This window comes from Prochlorococcus marinus str. MIT 9211 (genome assembly GCF_000018585.1).
Lineage (GTDB): Bacteria > Cyanobacteriota > Cyanobacteriia > PCC-6307 > Cyanobiaceae > Prochlorococcus_D > Prochlorococcus_D marinus_B.
This window is the reverse complement of the sequence record NC_009976.1, coordinates 1,219,829-1,237,029: the sequence shown is the minus strand read 5'-3', so window position 1 is coordinate 1,237,029 and position 17,201 is coordinate 1,219,829. Positions and strand designations below refer to the sequence as shown.

At 38.9% G+C, this 17,201-nt stretch carries 17 protein-coding genes, 1 tRNA gene and 1 other RNA gene; 7 read left to right on the top strand and 12 right to left on the bottom strand.

The features are described 5' to 3' along the window. The first annotated feature begins 142 nt into the window (after positions 1–142). The 3 genes from P9211_RS09520 (at position 143) to P9211_RS06640 (ending at position 2,458) form a co-directional block, all read left to right on the top strand. A complete protein-coding gene (locus tag P9211_RS09520) occupies positions 143–418 on the top strand; it encodes a hypothetical protein (RefSeq protein WP_143703347.1) in 276 nt (91 codons plus the stop codon). A 66-nt stretch (positions 419–484) separates the two neighbouring features. Continuing rightward, a complete protein-coding gene (locus P9211_RS06645) occupies positions 485–1,690 on the top strand; it encodes a glycosyltransferase (RefSeq protein WP_012195918.1) in 1,206 nt (401 codons plus the stop codon). 96 nt (positions 1,691–1,786) lie between these two features. Further along, positions 1,787–2,458, top strand: a complete 672-nt coding sequence (locus P9211_RS06640) for a sugar transferase (RefSeq protein ID WP_012195917.1) — start codon at positions 1,787–1,789, stop codon at positions 2,456–2,458. On the opposite strand, the gene cbiB is transcribed toward P9211_RS06640, so the two are convergent. The 5 genes from cbiB to P9211_RS06615 form a co-directional block, all read right to left on the bottom strand. After that, the gene (cbiB, locus tag P9211_RS06635; protein WP_012195916.1) at positions 2,455–3,444 is read right to left on the bottom strand and encodes an adenosylcobinamide-phosphate synthase CbiB; all 990 of its coding nucleotides are present in this window, start codon (positions 3,442–3,444) and stop codon (positions 2,455–2,457) included. The genes P9211_RS06640 and cbiB overlap by 4 nt on opposite strands. A 20-nt stretch (positions 3,445–3,464) precedes the next feature. Then, on the bottom strand, positions 3,465–4,460 hold the full coding sequence (gene ilvC / locus P9211_RS06630; RefSeq protein WP_012195915.1) for a ketol-acid reductoisomerase: 996 nt from the start codon (positions 4,458–4,460) through the stop codon (positions 3,465–3,467). 119 nt (positions 4,461–4,579) lie between these two features. Next, a complete protein-coding gene (locus tag P9211_RS06625) occupies positions 4,580–5,182 on the bottom strand; it encodes an ATP-dependent Clp protease proteolytic subunit (protein WP_041391577.1) in 603 nt (200 codons plus the stop codon). Between the two features lie 76 nt (positions 5,183–5,258). Further along, entirely contained in the window at positions 5,259–5,930 is a 672-nt protein-coding gene (locus tag P9211_RS06620; protein ID WP_012195913.1) for an ATP-dependent Clp protease proteolytic subunit, read from the bottom strand. 32 nt (positions 5,931–5,962) lie between these two features. Further along, positions 5,963–7,078 (bottom strand): PIN/TRAM domain-containing protein, encoded by a 1,116-nt coding sequence (locus tag P9211_RS06615; RefSeq protein ID WP_012195912.1) that lies wholly within the window; start codon positions 7,076–7,078, stop codon positions 5,963–5,965. A gap of 108 nt (positions 7,079–7,186) precedes the next feature. Here P9211_RS06615 and hemW point away from each other — a divergent pair, with 108 nt between their 5' ends. Beyond that, the gene (gene hemW / locus P9211_RS06610) at positions 7,187–8,434 is read left to right on the top strand and encodes a radical SAM family heme chaperone HemW (protein WP_012195911.1); all 1,248 of its coding nucleotides are present in this window, start codon (positions 7,187–7,189) and stop codon (positions 8,432–8,434) included. Here the strand turns inward: hemW and panB are convergent. Next, on the bottom strand, positions 8,403–9,173 hold the full coding sequence (panB, locus tag P9211_RS06605; RefSeq protein WP_012195910.1) for a 3-methyl-2-oxobutanoate hydroxymethyltransferase: 771 nt from the start codon (positions 9,171–9,173) through the stop codon (positions 8,403–8,405). The genes hemW and panB overlap by 32 nt on opposite strands. A gap of 42 nt (positions 9,174–9,215) precedes the next feature. On the opposite strand from panB, the gene ffs reads away from it, so the two are divergent. After that, positions 9,216–9,312: signal recognition particle sRNA small type (gene ffs / locus P9211_RS09375), an RNA gene on the top strand. Positions 9,313–9,319: 7 nt separating this feature from the next. Here ffs and ftsZ read toward each other — a convergent pair. The 6 genes from ftsZ to P9211_RS06575 all read right to left on the bottom strand — a co-directional run bounded on the left by ftsZ (position 9,320) and on the right by P9211_RS06575 (position 14,532). Then, on the bottom strand, positions 9,320–10,438 hold the full coding sequence (gene ftsZ / locus P9211_RS06600) for a cell division protein FtsZ (protein ID WP_086934912.1): 1,119 nt from the start codon (positions 10,436–10,438) through the stop codon (positions 9,320–9,322). 181 nt (positions 10,439–10,619) lie between these two features. Then, positions 10,620–11,381, bottom strand: coding sequence for a cell division protein FtsQ/DivIB (locus P9211_RS06595; RefSeq protein ID WP_012195908.1), 762 nt, complete (start codon positions 11,379–11,381; stop codon positions 10,620–10,622). Next, a complete protein-coding gene (locus P9211_RS06590; RefSeq protein WP_012195907.1) occupies positions 11,378–11,788 on the bottom strand; it encodes a hypothetical protein in 411 nt (136 codons plus the stop codon). The genes P9211_RS06595 and P9211_RS06590 overlap by 4 nt, the downstream gene beginning before the upstream one ends. 47 nt (positions 11,789–11,835) lie before the next feature. After that, entirely contained in the window at positions 11,836–12,897 is a 1,062-nt protein-coding gene (locus P9211_RS06585; RefSeq protein ID WP_012195906.1) for a D-alanine--D-alanine ligase family protein, read from the bottom strand. Positions 12,898–12,948: 51 nt separating this feature from the next. Continuing rightward, positions 12,949–14,256 (bottom strand): tRNA (N6-isopentenyl adenosine(37)-C2)-methylthiotransferase MiaB, encoded by a 1,308-nt coding sequence (gene miaB, locus P9211_RS06580; protein ID WP_263969738.1) that lies wholly within the window; start codon positions 14,254–14,256, stop codon positions 12,949–12,951. Between the two features lie 203 nt (positions 14,257–14,459). After that, positions 14,460–14,532: transfer RNA gene (locus P9211_RS06575), tRNA-His, on the bottom strand. A 43-nt stretch (positions 14,533–14,575) separates the two neighbouring features. On the opposite strand from P9211_RS06575, the gene P9211_RS06570 reads away from it, so the two are divergent. Together P9211_RS06570 and P9211_RS06565 are read left to right on the top strand one after the other, a co-directional pair. Continuing rightward, on the top strand, positions 14,576–15,871 hold the full coding sequence (locus P9211_RS06570) for an amidohydrolase family protein (protein WP_012195904.1): 1,296 nt from the start codon (positions 14,576–14,578) through the stop codon (positions 15,869–15,871). Then, positions 15,868–17,199, top strand: a complete 1,332-nt coding sequence (locus P9211_RS06565; protein ID WP_012195903.1) for an FAD-binding oxidoreductase — start codon at positions 15,868–15,870, stop codon at positions 17,197–17,199. The genes P9211_RS06570 and P9211_RS06565 overlap by 4 nt, the downstream gene beginning before the upstream one ends. Positions 17,200–17,201 lie beyond the last annotated feature (2 nt).

The window sequence follows — 17,201 nt, the reverse complement described above, 5'->3', positions numbered from 1 at the left end:
AATTTCACCTTTGGTATGCGCAACTTTAATTGGGGTCTTGCTCCTCAGTTTTAACAGGACAATGAACAGGCTTACAAAGCCTGTTAGCTTTTTCATAATTAATAGCATAATCTTGTCAACCTTGATAAGTTTTCTCTTGATATTGAATCATCAATCAGGAACACCAATTAATTGGCATCTCAAGCTTCTTTCATATGAGATTAAATTAAATCTAAGATTTGACTATATATCTGAAATAAGTTCGCTTGCCACAGGCTTATTCTTGATACTTACCTTGACATTGTCTTATTTCCGTTTACCAAGAGCAAAAGGCTATGTAAGGTATGTTACTTTATTATGCTTTGCCTCTGGGTTGCTATTTTTATTAATACTTGGCACTGACTTAACTCAATCAACTTTCCATGATTTTTTTGCTTAGTAGATTTTATAATGACCATTTATTTGTATAAGATTTAATCACTGCTCATTGTAAGAGGCTTGGAATTTGGTTAACAAAGTCCCTACTGATTTTCCAGAGAGAGTAGCTCTTGTGCATGAGTGGTTTTCTTCTCGATCAACTGGGGGTGCAGAGCAGGTAGTTCATGCAATTGATAATTTGATTTTATCTTTAGGTTCTAAACCCCAACTTTTTTCTTTGGTTGAGAGCGAAAGTGCTCGTCCAGATAGTTGGTTGTTTGGCAGATCAATTGAAACTAGTTTTATTCAGAATCTTCCATTTGGTTCCTCTCATGTTCAAAGATTTTTGCCATTGCTACCTTATGCAATCGAGCAAATTGACCTTAGCGATTACCCTCTGGTAGTCAGCAGCAACCATCTTGTAGCAAAGGGAATACTTACCTCGCCTGATCAACTCCATATTAGTTATATACATACTCCAGTTAGATATGCATGGGATCAGATGAATGTCTATTTAAAGAGGTCTTCTTTAAGGAAAGTTGGTTTAGAGCCTTTAATACGTTGGCAATTACATCAGTTAAGGCAATGGGATCAGCTTAGTGCAGCAAGAGTTGATTGTATTTTGGCAAATTCAAGCTTTACTGCTAGAAGAATTTTTAAATATTGGGGCCGCAGGGCTCAGATTGTCCATCCGCCAGTTGAAGTTGATCGGTTCTCATTTTGTGAGCGTAGAGATGAATATTATTTATGCCTTTGTAGGCTTGTTCCCAATAAGAAAGTAGATGTTGTAGTAGAAGCTTTTAATTTATTGAAGTTGCCTTTGATTATTGTAGGAGAAGGGCCTGAGAGGAATTATTTAGAAAAGATTGCAGGCCCAAATATAGAGTTCCTAGGCTTTCAGAGTAGAAGAAATGTTGAGAGACTTATGGAACGATGCAGGGCTTACGTCTACGCAGGTGTTGAAGACTTTGGGATTGCTCCTGTAGAAGCTATGGCAGCAGGAGCACCCGTAATTGCTTTGGCGAAGGGTGGGCTATTGGATACTATTACCTGTGCGAGGAAAGATATCAATACCTCTACAGGTGTTCTTTTCTCAAACCAAACTATGGAATCTTTGTTCGAAGCAGTTTCTTGGTTTGAAGAAAAGAGAATCTATGAGAAGTTGAGCCCTGAATTAATCAATCAGCGGGCTCAAGAATTTCGACCTGAGGTTTTCTCTAGGAATTTCCAATCTGCTCTCAAAACAGCATGGGAAGGTCATTTGAAATCTTCTTTGTGCGGTTCCTTTAACTGACCTTAGAATTACGGCAAGAAAATAGATCTTTAATACAATATTTATCATAGAAGTTGCTTTTTTATAATTACTAAAAAGATGTTCTATTTTTGATCCATGGCATTAGATCAACAATTTTCCCAAGATGATCAGATCATAAGAAAGAACTATTATTACAGGTCTATAAAAAGATTTGCAGATATTATTTTTTCTCTATCAATTTTGCTAGTAGGGTTTCCATTCTTTCTTTTGTTTGCTTTATTGGTCAAGCTAAGTTCTGTTGGCCCTGTTTTCTATGTTCAGGAAAGAGTTGGTCGAAACTTTTCTAGATTTGGTTGTATAAAGTTTCGTACAATGCATCCTGAAGCAGAAGATATATTAAATAATTTACTTGAAGAGAACTCACTTTTAAAGGAAGAGTTTCAAAAGGATTTTAAATTAAGAAATGATCCTAGAATAACATCAATTGGCAAATTTCTTAGGAGAACTAGCCTTGACGAATTACCACAATTTTTTAATGTTCTAAGAGGTGAAATGAGTGTTGTGGGACCAAGGCCAATTGTTCCAGAAGAGGTAGAGCGCTACGGAGAATTTATGGAGGAAGTTAACTCAGTAAGACCAGGAATAACAGGCTTGTGGCAAATCAGTGGAAGAAATAACCTAAGTTATAAAAGACGCATTAGCTTAGACCTTGTATATGTAAGACAAAAGAATATTTGGATGGACTTTAGAATAATTATGCGTACATTTTTTGTATTATTATTTCCTATTGATAGAGGTGCATACTAGTTGAATGTTATTGAAATAGTCATTATTGAGATTAGCCAAAGCATTTCCAGATAAAATCCAATCTTTAGGATATTGTAAATACCTTCTTTGTTTGCTTCTGGTGAATATTTAGAAAGTATTGGTTTATATATTAGCTTCCCTTTATATAAGTTTGCTCCACCCATCTTTATTCCCGCACAGTAAGCAAAGATTGCTTCTGATAAACCGGAATTAGGAGATAAATCTTTTGAACCATCTTCAAAAGCACCTTTCACAAGATTAGGTAATTCATTTAATGGACGACTTACCAAAGGCAGTGAAAGCAATACTAATCTGCAAGGAATAAAAGTCAAAATGTCATCTAATCGAGCACTTGCTGTGCCAAGCCATCTTAAATTACCTTCACGATAACCCAGCATGGAATCCATTGTGCTAGCAGATTTAAATGCAAAAGCACATGCTAATGGACCTGGCAAATTAGGAGAGATGTTCCAAAGTAAAATACCAGTTGCCATCCAAAATAGAGGAGCAAAAACTCCATCAACAGCATTTTCGCTAGCAGTTTCTGCAGTCGCTCTTAGTATTTCTTGCTTTTCTAATTGATCAACATCTCGACCAACAATATAACCAAGCTCTTTACGTGCAGCTTCTATAGATTCTTCAGAAGATTGATTGTTTAAACTATTAATCACTCTCAAAATGCTGTCATAAAGACTTCGGGCTGACAAGCAACTTGCTAAAGAAATTATAAGAATTGAATTATTAAATAAAATAGGAAAAAATGATTCTTTGTAAGCTAATCGCTCAATCATCCAGCCACTGAGGCCTGCAGTAGTAAATACTATAAAAGTTATTAATACTCCGCCTAAGCGTAAACTAAGGATATTTTCCTCAGCAAATGATTCAACTTTTTTTTGTAAAAAGTTGATTAAGTAGCCCATAAAAACTACTGGATGGGGAAGCTTTTTGGGATCTCCTGCAGCTAAATCTAATAAAACTGCGGCCAAGATTAATAATGTAGAAATTTTCAGTCTGTTTTTAACCAGCTGAACATTGCTCGCAGACCTTTACCAACTTGTTCAACAGGTAAAGCAGCGTCTTCATTTCGAATCCTTTTCATCTCGGGTTTTCCGGCTTCACACTCGGCTACAAAGTTTCTGGCGAAAGTTCCATCTTGAATATCAGAAAGTATTCTCTTCATCTCAGCTTTTGTTTCTGATGTAATTAACCTGGGACCAGATATGTAGTCACCATACTCGGCAGTATTTGAGATTGAATCTCTCATAGCAGTTAGCCCGCCCTTTACCATTAGGTCGACAATTAGTTTTACCTCATGAAGACATTCAAAATAGGCTAATTCTGGTTGATAACCAGCATCTACAAGTGTTTCAAACCCAGCTTTTACAAGTGCTGAAAGACCTCCACAAAGAACAGCTTGCTCACCAAATAAGTCAGTTTCTGTTTCTTCTTTGAAATTAGTTTCAAGAATGCCTGCTCGAGTTCCTCCAATACCTTTTGCATAAGCCATTGCAAGATCTCTTGCTTTGCCTGAGGCATCTTGTTCTATAGCAAAAAGCGCTGGTACGCCTTGACCATTTTGAAATTCCCAACGCACAGTGTGACCAGGTCCTTTGGGTGCAATCATCACGACATCAACAAAAGATGGTGGCTTTATCAACTCAAAGCGAATATTGAAACCATGCGCAAAACTTAAAACTTTTCCTGGTTGCAGGTGGGGAGATATCTCTTTGTTATATACATCCTTTTGGAACTCATCTGGGAGAAGAACCATTATCCAATCAGCTTTTGCTGAAGCTTCTCCCACGCTTAGAACTTCAAGACCATCGGCGATTGCTTTGCTAGCAGATCGACTTCCGTCATAAAGCCCTACAACAACATTAATTCCGCTGTCTTTTAGGTTTAATGCATGTGCATGACCTTGCGATCCATAGCCAATAATTGCAACGGTTTTGCCACTTAAGAGGCTAAGGTCTGCATCTGAGTCGTAAAAGAGTTGAGCCATTAGGTTGCTGTGTTCGTTCTGTATTAGTGCAGGGCTTTCGAAAGAGAGCGTATAAAACCTATTAAACGCTTCAATTAAAAGTTTGTTTGATTCTAAGAAACTTTCAGAAAATTAGATCACTAAGCTTCATTGGGATGACAGATTACTTTGTCAATTAAGCCATACTCTTCTGCTTCTTTTGCACTAAGAAAGTAGTCTCTGTCAGTATCCTTTTCGATTTTTTCAAAGCTCTGCCCTGTCATCTCAGCTAATGATCTATTTAACATCTCTTTGATTCGAAGAATTTCTTTAGCTTCAATTTCTATATCACTTGCTTGTCTTTGAGATGTCCCACCAAGAGGTTGATGAATCATGATGCGACTGTGGGGTAAGGCTAAGCGTTTGTTCTTTGTACCTGCTGATAAAAGGAATGCACCCATAGATGCCGCAAGACCAACGCAAATAGTTACTACATCACTTTTTACATATTTCATGGTGTCATATATAGCCAGACCAGCAGTCACTGATCCTCCAGGGCTATTGATGTATAAGTAGATAGGTTTTGTGCTGTCTTCAGAATCAAGGTAAAGCATTTGCGCTACAAGGCTGTTAGCCACGCCATCATTAACTTCTTGACCAAGAAATAGGATCCTTTCAGCTCCTAGTCTTGTATAAATATCTACCCAGCGTTCAAATTGGCTGCCTGGAAGTCTATAAGGAACACTTGGAGTACCAATTGGCATAATAAAAAAAGTTTTTGAAAGGTGATAACTGAGAGGTTTTAGAAGTTTTAAGGCGACATTGCTTCGCAAATTTTGATTAGGTTTCTGGAGTTGGGCAAGGTAAATCTTTTCTGCTTTTAAGGACTCTGTCGATTAACCCATATTCAACCGCTTGGTTTGGATTGAGATAACTCATTCGATCTGAATCTTTAGATAGCTCTTCAACACTACGACCAGTATTTTTTGAAAGTATTTCAAGCATGGACTGCTTGTTATGTATCACTTCTTTCGCTCTGATCTGTATATCAGTTGCTTGTCCTTGAGCCCCACTCCTGGGTTGGTGAAGAACTATTGATGAATGAGGTAGAGCAGCGCGTTGCCCTTTTGTCCCTGCAGATAGGATTACGGCGGCAGTCCCCATCGCTTGTCCTATGCAGATTGTATGAACTGGGGGTTTTATGTAGCTAATGGTGTCACAAATGGCAAATGCTTCTGTCTCAAAACCTATGGCATCTCCTGTGTACCAACTTGTACCTGTTGAATTGATATAGAAGTAAACAGGTTTATCTGGATTGTCGAACTCTAAATAAAGAAGTTGAGCAACTATCAATTCGGTAACATCCATCCCAAGTTGTCTCTTGGCATCATCATCCGAAAACAAAGGAAGTCCAAGATATACAATCCTTTCCTTTAGAAGCAGTGAAGGAAGGTCAGGAGGAGGAGTTTTGAGTACTGAGGAGTCTCCGTAGTAAGGAGCAGATACAGTCATATGAAATAAATTTGTCCAGGTTTTGAGCCTAGCTACGACTGGCTAGAAGAGGGCTTTTTTTTGTCAGATTTGTTGGCCGGATGATCTTTCTCAAGCTTTCCAAAAATCATTCTGCCTGTAGAAGTCTGTAAAGCTCCTGTGACAATAACTTCTAAGCGCTCACCTATAGATTTCCTAGCACCTTCGATAACCACCATTGTTCCGTCTTCAAGATAACCAACACCTTGTGTTTCTTCCTTTCCTTCTCGAACAATTTTTAGGTTGAGTTTTTCTCCTGGCTGTACTTCTGGTCTCAGGGCAATGACCAAATCACTGAGATTTAATACTCTTAATTCTTTGACTTGGGCTACTTGCGAGAGATTGAAATCTGCAGTAATTAAAGTCCCGCCTGTATCTTCAGTTAATTTCAAGAGACGGTCGTCAGTACCTTGACCCTGATACTTTGTGCTATTTATTACAAGTCTTCTGCCATAGTCTTCTCTTAACTCTGTTAATAGCTTTAGTCCTCGTCTTCCTTTTGCCCTTTTTTCGTTGTTACTTGAATCAGCTAATTGTTGCAATTCTTCGATAACAGTTTGAGCTACAATCACCTGCCCTTCTATAAGTCCACATTTTAAAAGGCCTTGAATTCGTCCATCAATAATTACACTTGTGTCAAGAATTTTTCCACTTGCAGGAGTAAGAATACCTTCAGCTATTAAAAGAGCTTCTGTGCTGTTTGGATTTAACAACCTAAGGAATGTTCTGCCATGCACTTCTGCGAGGTTGTAGCCAAGAACTCCAAAAAAAATGTTGCTTAATATTGCAATAAGAGGCTTTATATAAAACACTTCTTTTGCAAGTGGCAATAGCAATAATGGCGCTAAAAGAAGATTGGCAATCAGTAACCCTAGGATTAGGCCTACAGATCTGCTTACTAGAAGATCCGTAGGTGTGCTTTTTGTTTCTTGAGTGATTTTTGTCGTTAATTGCTGAAAAAGAATTCCTGTTATTAGTCCTAGAAACCCTCCAAGAGCTGTAATTACAGTTTTTGTTTCCCCAAAGTAGGAAGCACCTTGCACAACTTTCTCGGGTAAATACTCAAACCCAAGCCAAGAGCTAGCAGCTCCAGCAATTAGGAATAAAATAATTGTCAGGAAGCCCGCCATGGAATTAATTTTTGGGACCTGCTTTTTGTATATGCAGCATGATTCATCTTTAAGGTATCAGCCTAGAAAAATCTGCACACCTTTGCGGATTGATTTATAGATGAAGTCGTGAAAGAACCTAGAAGTGCTTACTTGCATATTCCGTTTTGTCATAGACGTTGTTTTTATTGTGACTTTCCTATTGTGCCTTTGGGAGATAAAGCTCGCGGGGAAGGAGCTGCTGGGAGTAAATCAATTAAGTCTTATTTAAAACTACTTTTCAGAGAAATTTCCTTGGCTCCCCAAGCCTCGCCTTTGTCAACCGTTTATATAGGAGGAGGAACTCCTTCTCTTTTGACTCCTAATCAACTAGGTGATTTGTTACAACATCTTTTTGATCACTTTGGACTTCAAGATGGTGCGGAAGTTACTGTTGAGGTTGATCCGGCAAGTTTTAATGAAGAAGATCTTCGAGAGTATTTAGAAATTGGTATTACGAGACTGAGTCTTGGTGCACAAAGTTTTGATAATGAAGCACTTTCTATGCTTGGCAGAAGACATGATTCTTCGCAATTATTTGATTCTTGCCAATGGATAAAAAAAGCTTATAGCCAAGGGAATCTATTTAGTTGGAGTTTAGACCTTATTCAGAACCTCCCAAAACAAAATTTATTTACTTGGGAACAACAACTCAAAAAACTCTTGGAGATTTCTCCGCCACATCTTTCTATCTATGATCTTAGTATTGAGGAAGGAACAGTGTTTGCATGGAGACAATCTCGAGGCGAATTGAATTTACCAAGCGATGAATTTGCTGCGGATATTACTTCCTTAACTAGTTCAATACTTCAAGAAGCTGGTTATTCGCGTTATGAGATTTCTAATTTTGCATTACCTGGTCATACTTCTCGACATAATAGAGTTTATTGGAGTGGGGCTAGATGGTGGGGATTTGGATTAGGTGCCACAAGTTGTCCTTGGGGAAAAAGATTAGAGCGACCAAAAACAAGAGCTGCTTATGAAGCATGGCTTCTAAAGCAAGAGTTAGAAGGTATAGACAAATCCTTGCTCCCTACAAATCAAAGTTCAATAGATTTGGACGAACTTTTTCTTGTTGGACTCCGTAGACGCGAGGGGATAAATTTTGAAGAAATGGCTATTGAATGGGGGTGGGATCAAACTCATAGCAATATTTTTTTGAAAGAATTGGAAAACCACTGGAATGGAGCTATTGAGAAAGGTTGGTTAAAGCGGCAAGGTAAGAGGTTTGTATTGACTGATCCAGTGGGAATGAATGTCAGTAATCAAGTCCTTGTAGAAATGCTTTTATGGTGGGACTCTCTCCCTAAGTCCGCTGTTGCTCAACCCAGTTTTTAAGAGCACCAACAAATATTTCCCGTCCTTTTATAAGGGGCTTGCTAAAAGGTGGTTGTTTTTTCGTAAGACCAAGTAAGTCAGCTGTCACTCTTACTTGTCCATCGCAGTTTTCACCAGCGCCTATTCCGATGACAGGAACTCTTAGTTTGCTTTTCAATTGAAGAGCAAGCGTCTCTGGAACATGCTCTAAAACTATTGCAAAGCATCCAGCTTCCTCTAATTGAATACCCTGACGCATGATTTTTTTTTGACTGATTGGATCTTCGGCTTGTTTTCGATAACCAAGATTGTTAACTGATTGAGGCGTCAATCCAAGATGTCCCATTACAGGTATTCCCATTCTTATTAAACGTTCGATAACTTTTAGAACTTCCGGTTCGGCACCTTCAATTTTTACAGCAGAAGTACATGAGTGCTTTAGTAAAGTCCCTGCAGCTGAAACGGCTCTATCTTCTCCGCATTGAAAACTTAGGAAGGGCAGATCACACACAACTAAAGGTTGTTTTTCGGCTGGATTAACGAAACCTCTCCCTACAGCCTGTGCATGAAGGAGCATTTGCTCAAGTGTTACAGGTAATGTTGATGTATGACCATGAACAAACATGGCCAAGGAATCTCCTACTAGTACAACATCTGCTCCTGCAGCCTCAACAATTGCCGATGACAAGCTATCCCATGCAGTAAGGACTGTGATTGGTTTTCCTAGCTCTTTAAGTAGAGCTAATTCCTTTGGAATCATTTAGCTGTTTTGCTAAAACATTGAGGTTGCTAAGATTGAGACGACTCGGACCTATGCGGCTTTGACGCCTATACCTGGTCAGAACCGGAAGGTAGCAGCCAAACGGGATGCTTGAAGCAGGCGTGGACTCCGGGTCACCTAAAAATCTAGTTTTCCGGATCTTTTCTGATTTGGCGGAGTCTTAGAAACTCAGGAATGCTTGCTCCAGCTTCTTTACTAGCACCTTGTCTATAAAACGCTTGAGGAGATAACTTAGCCCCTGACTTTTGATTCTTGTATGGTTGGCTCCCATTGAAACCTGTTGCTATAACAGTGACTTGTACCTCTCCGTCAAGTTCAGGGTCAATAACTGCTCCAACGATAATATTTGCTTCTGGGTCGACCACATCAGCAATCACCTCTGATGCTGTAGTCATATCTTCTAGGGTCATATCTTTCCCACCAGTAATATTTAATACACATCCTCTAGCGCCATCAATACGACTTGCTTCTAATAGCGGGCTGTTTATTGCTGCCTGGGCAGCTTCTACTGCTCTAGAACGACCTGATCCAAAACCAATTCCAAGCAAGGAAGTTCCTGCTTCTGTCATTACAGATCTGACATCTGCGAAGTCCACATTTACAAGACCAGGACATGTAATTATGTCACTGATGCCTTTCACTCCCATTCTTAGAATGTCATCTGCATTTCTGAATGCTTCTTGAAGAGGTGCTCCTGCATTTACATCTTTGAGACGGTCATTGGGAATCACAATCAGAGTGTCAACATTCTCTGCAAGTCTTTCAATCCCTTCATCGGCTTGACGCATTCGACGGCGACCTTCAAATCCAAATGGCTTCGTAACAATTGCCACAGTCAGTGCACCAGTCTCTTTTGCAACTTCAGCAACTACAGGAGCTGCTCCTGTCCCCGTTCCTCCTCCCATCCCTGCAGCTATAAATACCAGATCTGCACCTTCTAAGGCTTGTTGAAGATCAGCGCGGGATTCTTCTGCAGCCTTTTGGCCAATGCTTGGATTTCCTCCTGCTCCTAACCCTCTAGTGAGAGTTTGGCCTAGTTGCACTCTGTTTTCGGCAGAAGATTGAAGTAATGCTTGAGCATCTGTATTGAGAACCCTATATGAAACCCCTTTTAAGTCACTAAGAATCATCCGGTTGACGGCATTACTACCTCCACCGCCTACTCCGATAACTTCAATTCGAGCGTTTTGGCTTGGTTGAATGTCTTCAACTTTGGAAGCCCCCAAATTGTTTCCCATGCCTATAGCCATATCGAGAGTTTAAACGCTAATTTTTTGTGCATTATGAACTAGTAATAGAGTTCTGTTGGGTTTTTCAATAATCTCTAGATATTAATAGGGTAATAAATCAGAGTTCACTGACTTTTCTCGAAAAATTGTCCAAATTTGGAACAATACGTTATCTGATTTTTTATTAGAACCCTATCTATTCCAATAGTAATTTGGGATTTGAGGGGTCTTTTAGATCAATAGTCGTTTTCTTGTTTTTAAACTGACTTGGTAAAGCCTTCATAAGGTGAGAAAGGGTAGAAATTTGTTTTTTTAACAAACTATGATTACTGCCTAAATAGATGAACTCAAAATCCCTTGTTTTAAAGCTGATGTCTCCATTGGGGCTCAAAATTATCTTTTCTAGAGGACTACTGAGCTTTTCTTGATTATTAATGATGTATGAGATCAGTTCCTTTTGATTCTCAGACCAACCCTGAATATGCATACTTTGTTTGTTAAGGATCTTTTTTGCTTGAATTTGATCGTATATAGGAATCCAATGAGCTTCTGCGTCTAGCATGCCTTGTTCAATGCCATTTACAGTAGTCCTTGTAGCGAAGGCAATTGGTTTTCTTTCGAGTATTTGTATATAAATTGTTGGTGGTGTAATGATTCGACCTGATTTTGTTGCTTTTATGGGTAGTTTTTTTAAGAGATTCTCTTCAATTTGTTTGGGGTTGATTGCTAGAAGAGGAGAAGGGAGTTTGATTCCCATGCCTTGGATTATTAAGTCCTTGTCTAAATAACTATTGCCTTCTATATGAATTTGACTAGTATCAATTTCCTCCCAGCCATTCTTGAAGATTAAGAAGCCGAATGTAAATGATATAACGCTAAAAAAAGTTAATCTCCATAGGTTTATAAGAAGAGGAGAAAGATCTTTGAGAGAGATTCTTTTGGAACTTCTTCTTTTCACAGATCACAACGAGCTTTTTCCATAAGTTGAGACATCCATTCACGGGCCCTTTCTGCATCTGCAAACGGTACATCTGTTTCTTTCCCTGAACCAATAAGCCTTAAGCGGCATTGACCTTGGGATTCATTGGTTAGTGGCGCTTCTCCAGAACTAAGTGCCATAAGCTCAACAAGTTCTAACTGTTTGATTTCAAAAGAATCCTTGTCGTTGAACTTCCCTGCTTCAAAATTACTCCAGCAAAGGATTCCTTCTTTAAGGCGAGCAGCTCCAGAGCTATCTAATTTTGCCAATTCCGCACCTTTAGCCCAACTTCTGTAGAGTGCCTGACGCCTTTTCTCAATCCAACCAAGGCCAGTTAAAAGGACAAAAGCTATTAATAAAGGGAACCAAAGTAGTCCGTGAGTCATTGTTTCAGCAAGAGCGTTTTCCTTATCAAAAAGAGAATTAAGTTAATTCAATCTTGAGCCGTTTCTACCAAAATTGCCACTAGTTTTTCGATATTTAATCCAGATTGATTCCAGAGCATTGGATACATGCTTTGCATGGTAAAGCCAGGTAAGGTATTTATTTCATTAATCAAAACATGATTAGTATCTTCTTTGTAGAAAAAATCAACTCTTGCAATGCCTTCTACTGAGATTGCTTTGCATGCAAGTAAAGATAATTCTTGAATTTTCTTTGAAATCTCTTCAGATATGGGGGCAGGAATTAAGACTTCACTAGAGACTCCTGAATACTTTGCTTGATAGTCATACCAATCAGATTGATGCTTTACTTCCCCTACTGTTGAAGCAATCATCTTCTCTTTCCCAAGTACCCCACATTCAAGTTCTCTACCAGTGACACTCTCCTCAATAACTATCCTTGGGTCATGATTTGCAGCAATGTTTAGGCCTTCTATGAGTTGTTGTTTGTTGTATGCCTTTGTAATACCAACTGATGAACCAAGATTGGCTGGCTTTATAAAACATGGATATCCAAGCTTGGCTTCTATTCTTTTAATGAATAATGAATGTGCATGAGGGTTTATAAGTTCATTTTTATTAATTGAGAAGTATTTAACTTGAGGCAAATTTGCCGAGGCAAAAGCTATTTTCATGGCAATCTTATCCATGCCTAATGCCGAACCGAGCACCCCAGATCCAACGAAAGGCTTTCCTGTTAACTTTAAGAGTCCCTGAATTGTGCCATCTTCTCCGTTTGGGCCATGAAGGACTGGAAACCAAACATCTATTTCTTCTATATCTTCTGGAAAATATCTAAAACCTTGGCTTGATAAGTTTTCTGGAGTTTCATTTGTGGAAGGTTTTCGACCATTGCTTAAAACTTCCTTTGCAACATTGTTATTCATCCATCTACCTTGCGAATCTATATATAGGCTTATTACTTCAAAGCGATTTGCATTTTCTCCTTGCTTTAATGCATTAACTACTGTAATCGCAGATTGAATGGATACATTGTGTTCCCCAGAAACCCCTCCAAAAATGACGCATACTTTTGTTTTAGATTTTGACATATAAAGATATTAATTGCTGTTTAATGAAAAGTAGCTCATGCGATTATCTTTTTAATTTTCAATTACTCCACTTAAGGAAAATGCGCGAATATCTTTCACTCTTACTTTTACCAGATCCCCAGGCTTATAGGAATTACCCTGATTGTCTACTTTAGGGAAAAAAGTTAGACGATTGGTTCTAGTCCTTCCCATTAATTGTTGTTTATCTTTTGGATTAGTATTTTCAGCAAGAACTTCTTCTACTCTGTCCTTATAGCGTACATTCCTTTCTTTAGCTTTAATTTCTACAAGAGAATTTAGTTTTCTTAGCCTTTCAATCTTTATTTCTTCTGGTATTTGATTTGGCCATAAAGCTGCGGGCGTATTAGGCCTTGGTGAATAAGCAGCAGTATTTAGTTGATCAAAACCAATCTCTTCTACAAGGCTTAGAGAGCGTTGAAATTGTTCATTTGTTTCTCCAGGGAAGGCAACTATTACATCGGCAGTTATTGATGCATTAGGCATGAGTTCTCGAATGCGACCAATAATTTTTTTGTAGGTCTTAATTTTGTATCCTCTTCTCATCTGATTGAGGATTTCATCGTCACCGCTTTGGAAAGGGATATGAAAGTGTTCGCAAACTTTTGGGAGTTCTGCACAAGCCTCTATTAGTCTTGAAGTGAAATAACGAGGGTGACTTGTCGCAAATCGAATACGTTCAATTCCCTCAATATCATGAATGTAATAAAGAAGATCAGTGAGAGTATTTTTTTTACGACCTTGAGGGGTTGTACCTGGTAAATCGCGTCCATATGCATCAATGTTTTGTCCTAGTAAAGTCACTTCTTTAAAACCTGTATTTGCGAGATTTTCTATTTCACGTTTTATGGCTGGAGGGGTTCTTGATTGTTCTTTGCCTCGTACAGAAGGGACTACACAATATGTGCATCTTTCATTGCATCCATAAATGACGTTTACCCAGGCACATATTGAACTATCTCTTCTTGCGGTGGTTAAGTCTTCGATGATGTAAAGCTCTTCTGTAGCTAAAACTTGTTGCCCTGTTTCCACTTTGTTTAGCAAGGTTTCTAGTCGATTTGCATGTTGAGGTCCCATTACGAGATCTAGTTCTGGGACTCTTCTAAGTAGAGATTCACCTTCTTGTTGAGCAACGCAACCAGCAACAATCAGCTTGAGCTGAGGAAATAATTTTTTTCTAAGAGCTTGTCTGCCAAGATAGCTGTAAACTTTTTGCTCAGCGTTATCTCTGATAGTGCAAGTGTTGTAAAGAACTAAATCTGCCTGTAATTCTTCCTCTGCTTGTTTGTAACCCATCCTTTCAAGAATGCCTGCCATACGCTCAGAGTCGGCTTTATTCATTTGACAGCCAAAGGTGGTAATCCAGTAGCTTCCTTTGGTTGGACTTTGTAGGCTCTCCTGAGCTTTGCTTGATGGAAGTGTTTTAGTTGATAACACGGCGAAAGTTGATTGCTCTGAAAGAGTGTTTGTTTTTCTTATATTGCGACTATTAAGCCAATTTTAATTTTGCCAAAGGTTCTCACTCCATAAAATTGTTTAATCAGGGCGAGCGAGGGGATTCGAACCCCCGAATAGCGGCGCCACAAGCCGCTGCCTTAACCACTTGGCGACGCCCGCCGCGTATCTATGAATTTACCAATTCTTCTTTACAGGATTAGAAATGATTGGCAAAAGAACAGAAGATTTAGATATTTCTTCTCTTGAGGCTTTTGTTCCTAGAGGCTTAATTAGTCAAAATTTAGCTTCAAAAGTTACTCTGGATGGGCTTTCTCCCATTCGTATTACTTGGCATCAGGACCGTATTACTAAGCTGGAAGCAATTGATATACCTAATAGATCATCATTAAAACTTCTTCTTCCTAGATTCGTTGAACCTCATGCTCATATTGATAAAGCATTTACTTGGCAAAACTTCCCAAATTTAGAGGGGAGCTACGAGGGTGCTTTAAAAGCAAACCTTCAAGAGCATCTAACCCGCTCAGTTATGCAAGTTCGACTTAGTGCGGAGAGATGTTTACAGCTTGCTTTGAAAAATGGGCTGAGGGCAATTAGAAGTCATGTTGATAGTTTTGGGCCTTTTGCAGATCAAACATGGGAGGTTCTAGTTGATCTTCAAAATGAATGGAAGCAATTAATTCAATTGCAATTTGTAGCAATGGTCCCTTTGGATTATTGGAGCACTAAAAATGGTAAAACTTTTGCTAGAAAGGTCGCATGTCATCAAGGACTCTTAGGAGGTGTGCTTACCCCACCTTTTTGTAAAAGGGAGACTAGAGATCACTTATATAAATTATTCAACCTGGCTAATGATTTTGGTTGTGGAGTTGATTTACATATAGATGAATCACATATTTCTCCAGGTGCTGGATTGAGGCAATTGATAAACGTTCTTGATCAGATTGACTTAAAAGTTCCTTTAACTTGTAGTCATTTAAGTAGCATGAGCCTTCTAGGGAAACGATCGTTGGTTGAATGTGCAGATCGACTGGCCCACCATGAAGTAAATGTGGTGGCAATGCCTTTAACTAATTCTTGGTTGCTTGGGGACAAAGAACTAAGCCCACCCTTAGAAAGGCCATTGGCTCCTATTGGGCATCTTCAAAATGCAGGAGTAAATGTTGCTATAGGAGGAGATAATGTTCAAGACCCTTGGTTCCCTGGCGGAAACTTTGATCCTCTTTCTTTGATGGCTTTCTCATTGCCTATAGCGCAGTTGGCACCATGGAATAGATTAGGACTTTCCCCTTTCACAACTTCAGCTTCCAGAGTAATGGGAATGGATTGGGATGGAACTTTTTCATTAGGTAGCCCTGCAGACTTTATTTACTTAGAGGCAAAAAATTGGTCAGAGGTGCTTGCCTCTCCACCTAAGCGAAATGTAATAATTAAAGGTAAACATCTTCATGAGAAGAGTTTTGATTTGAACCAATCTACTTTTAAAAATTATTTAAAATGAATAATAGATTGCCAGATAATTTTTTTAAAGATCTTGCTCGTGTTGATGGACTAATTATCATATCTTCTGCCAATGAAATTCAAAGATATTCTCGAGATTTTTATGACTATTCACCAATCCTATTAGAAAAACTTGGCCATTGTTGTGCTGATTTTGTAGTTAAACCATTGGCAATTGATGCAGTTATTGCAGTAGCCGGTATTTGTTATAAGTATTCCATCCCTTTGACTTTGCGAGGTGCAGGAACTGGCAATTATGGTCAGTGCGTTCCTCTTCAAGGGGGAGTGGTCATGCTAATGGGAGCTCTTAATAAGATAAGAAAATTTGATTCTTTTACAGGCCAAGTAATTGTTGAATGCGGTTGTTTAATGGGTGATTTGGACAATTATCTTTCAACAAAGGGACGTCAGTTGAGAATCTTGCCAAGCACCTGGAGAACGGCATCTATTGGGGGATTTATTGCAGGAGGTTCAGGAGGTATAGGGTCAATTAGGTGGGGCTTTTTGCGAGACCCAGGACACTTGCTTGCTCTAGAAGTTGTGACCACTGAAAAAGATCCAAAAATATTGCAATTAAATTCTCGTTCTTCAGAGTCGCTCAACCATGCATACGGAACTAATGGAATTATTACAGCATTAACTTTGGCGACTTCTTCTTTAATCCAATGGCAACAGGTAGTAATTGATTGTGAAAACTGGTCTGATGCTGTTCATCTTTTGCAAAGTTGTGCAAATGCATCTGTAAATCTTTTTTTGGGAAGCTTGCTGGAAAAGGAGATTATTGAAGCTATTCCTAATTGGAGCGGAGTTAGCCATGGTAAGCATCGCTTGCTTCTGTTAGTTGCTCCAGATGGCGTTACTACTATTGAAAGGCTCTCTTCCAGCATTGGAGCTAGGTTTAAAGATTTAGGCGGGGAAGGTAGAGGTAATGGATTGAGGGAACTGACATGGAACCACACCACATTGCATATGAGATCTATTGATTCAAATTGGACTTATCTTCAAATGCTTCTACCGCAAAATGAGGTTGAGGCAATGAACATTATTAGAAAAAAATGGGGTAAGAGTATTCTTTGGCATCTTGAGGCTGTTCGCCAGCAAGGAGCTCAACGAATAGCTGCTTTGCCACTTGTTAGATGGCAAGGCGAAGAGTCTTTGGGGGAATTAATTAATGATTGCAAGAAGGTTGGAGCAGTTATCTTTAATCCGCATGTAATTAGTGTTGAGGATGGCGGACTAGGAATTATTGATAGTGATCAAGTAAATACTAAAAAGATTTTTGATCCAAAAGGCATACTTAATCCAGGTAAATTAAGAGGGTGGACCTAGTT

Excerpts from the sequence above, each read along its gene's own strand:
- P9211_RS06640 (WP_012195917.1), top strand. The coding sequence starts at position 1,787 with ATGGCATTAGATCAACAATTTTCCCAAGATGATCAGATCATAAGAAAG.
- ilvC (WP_012195915.1), bottom strand. The coding sequence starts at position 4,460 with ATGGCTCAACTCTTTTACGACTCAGATGCAGACCTTAGCCTCTTAAGT.
- P9211_RS06625 (WP_041391577.1), bottom strand. The coding sequence starts at position 5,182 with ATGCCAATTGGTACTCCAAGTGTTCCTTATAGACTTCCAGGCAGCCAA.
- P9211_RS06620 (WP_012195913.1), bottom strand. The coding sequence starts at position 5,930 with ATGACTGTATCTGCTCCTTACTACGGAGACTCCTCAGTACTCAAAACT.
- P9211_RS06615 (WP_012195912.1), bottom strand. The coding sequence starts at position 7,078 with ATGGCGGGCTTCCTGACAATTATTTTATTCCTAATTGCTGGAGCTGCT.
- panB (WP_012195910.1), bottom strand. The coding sequence starts at position 9,173 with ATGATTCCAAAGGAATTAGCTCTACTTAAAGAGCTAGGAAAACCAATC.
- P9211_RS06590 (WP_012195907.1), bottom strand. The coding sequence starts at position 11,788 with ATGACTCACGGACTACTTTGGTTCCCTTTATTAATAGCTTTTGTCCTT.
- P9211_RS06585 (WP_012195906.1), bottom strand. The coding sequence starts at position 12,897 with ATGTCAAAATCTAAAACAAAAGTATGCGTCATTTTTGGAGGGGTTTCT.
- miaB (WP_263969738.1), bottom strand. The coding sequence starts at position 14,256 with ATGAATAAAGCCGACTCTGAGCGTATGGCAGGCATTCTTGAAAGGATG.
- P9211_RS06570 (WP_012195904.1), top strand. The coding sequence starts at position 14,576 with ATGATTGGCAAAAGAACAGAAGATTTAGATATTTCTTCTCTTGAGGCT.
- P9211_RS06565 (WP_012195903.1), top strand. The coding sequence starts at position 15,868 with ATGAATAATAGATTGCCAGATAATTTTTTTAAAGATCTTGCTCGTGTT.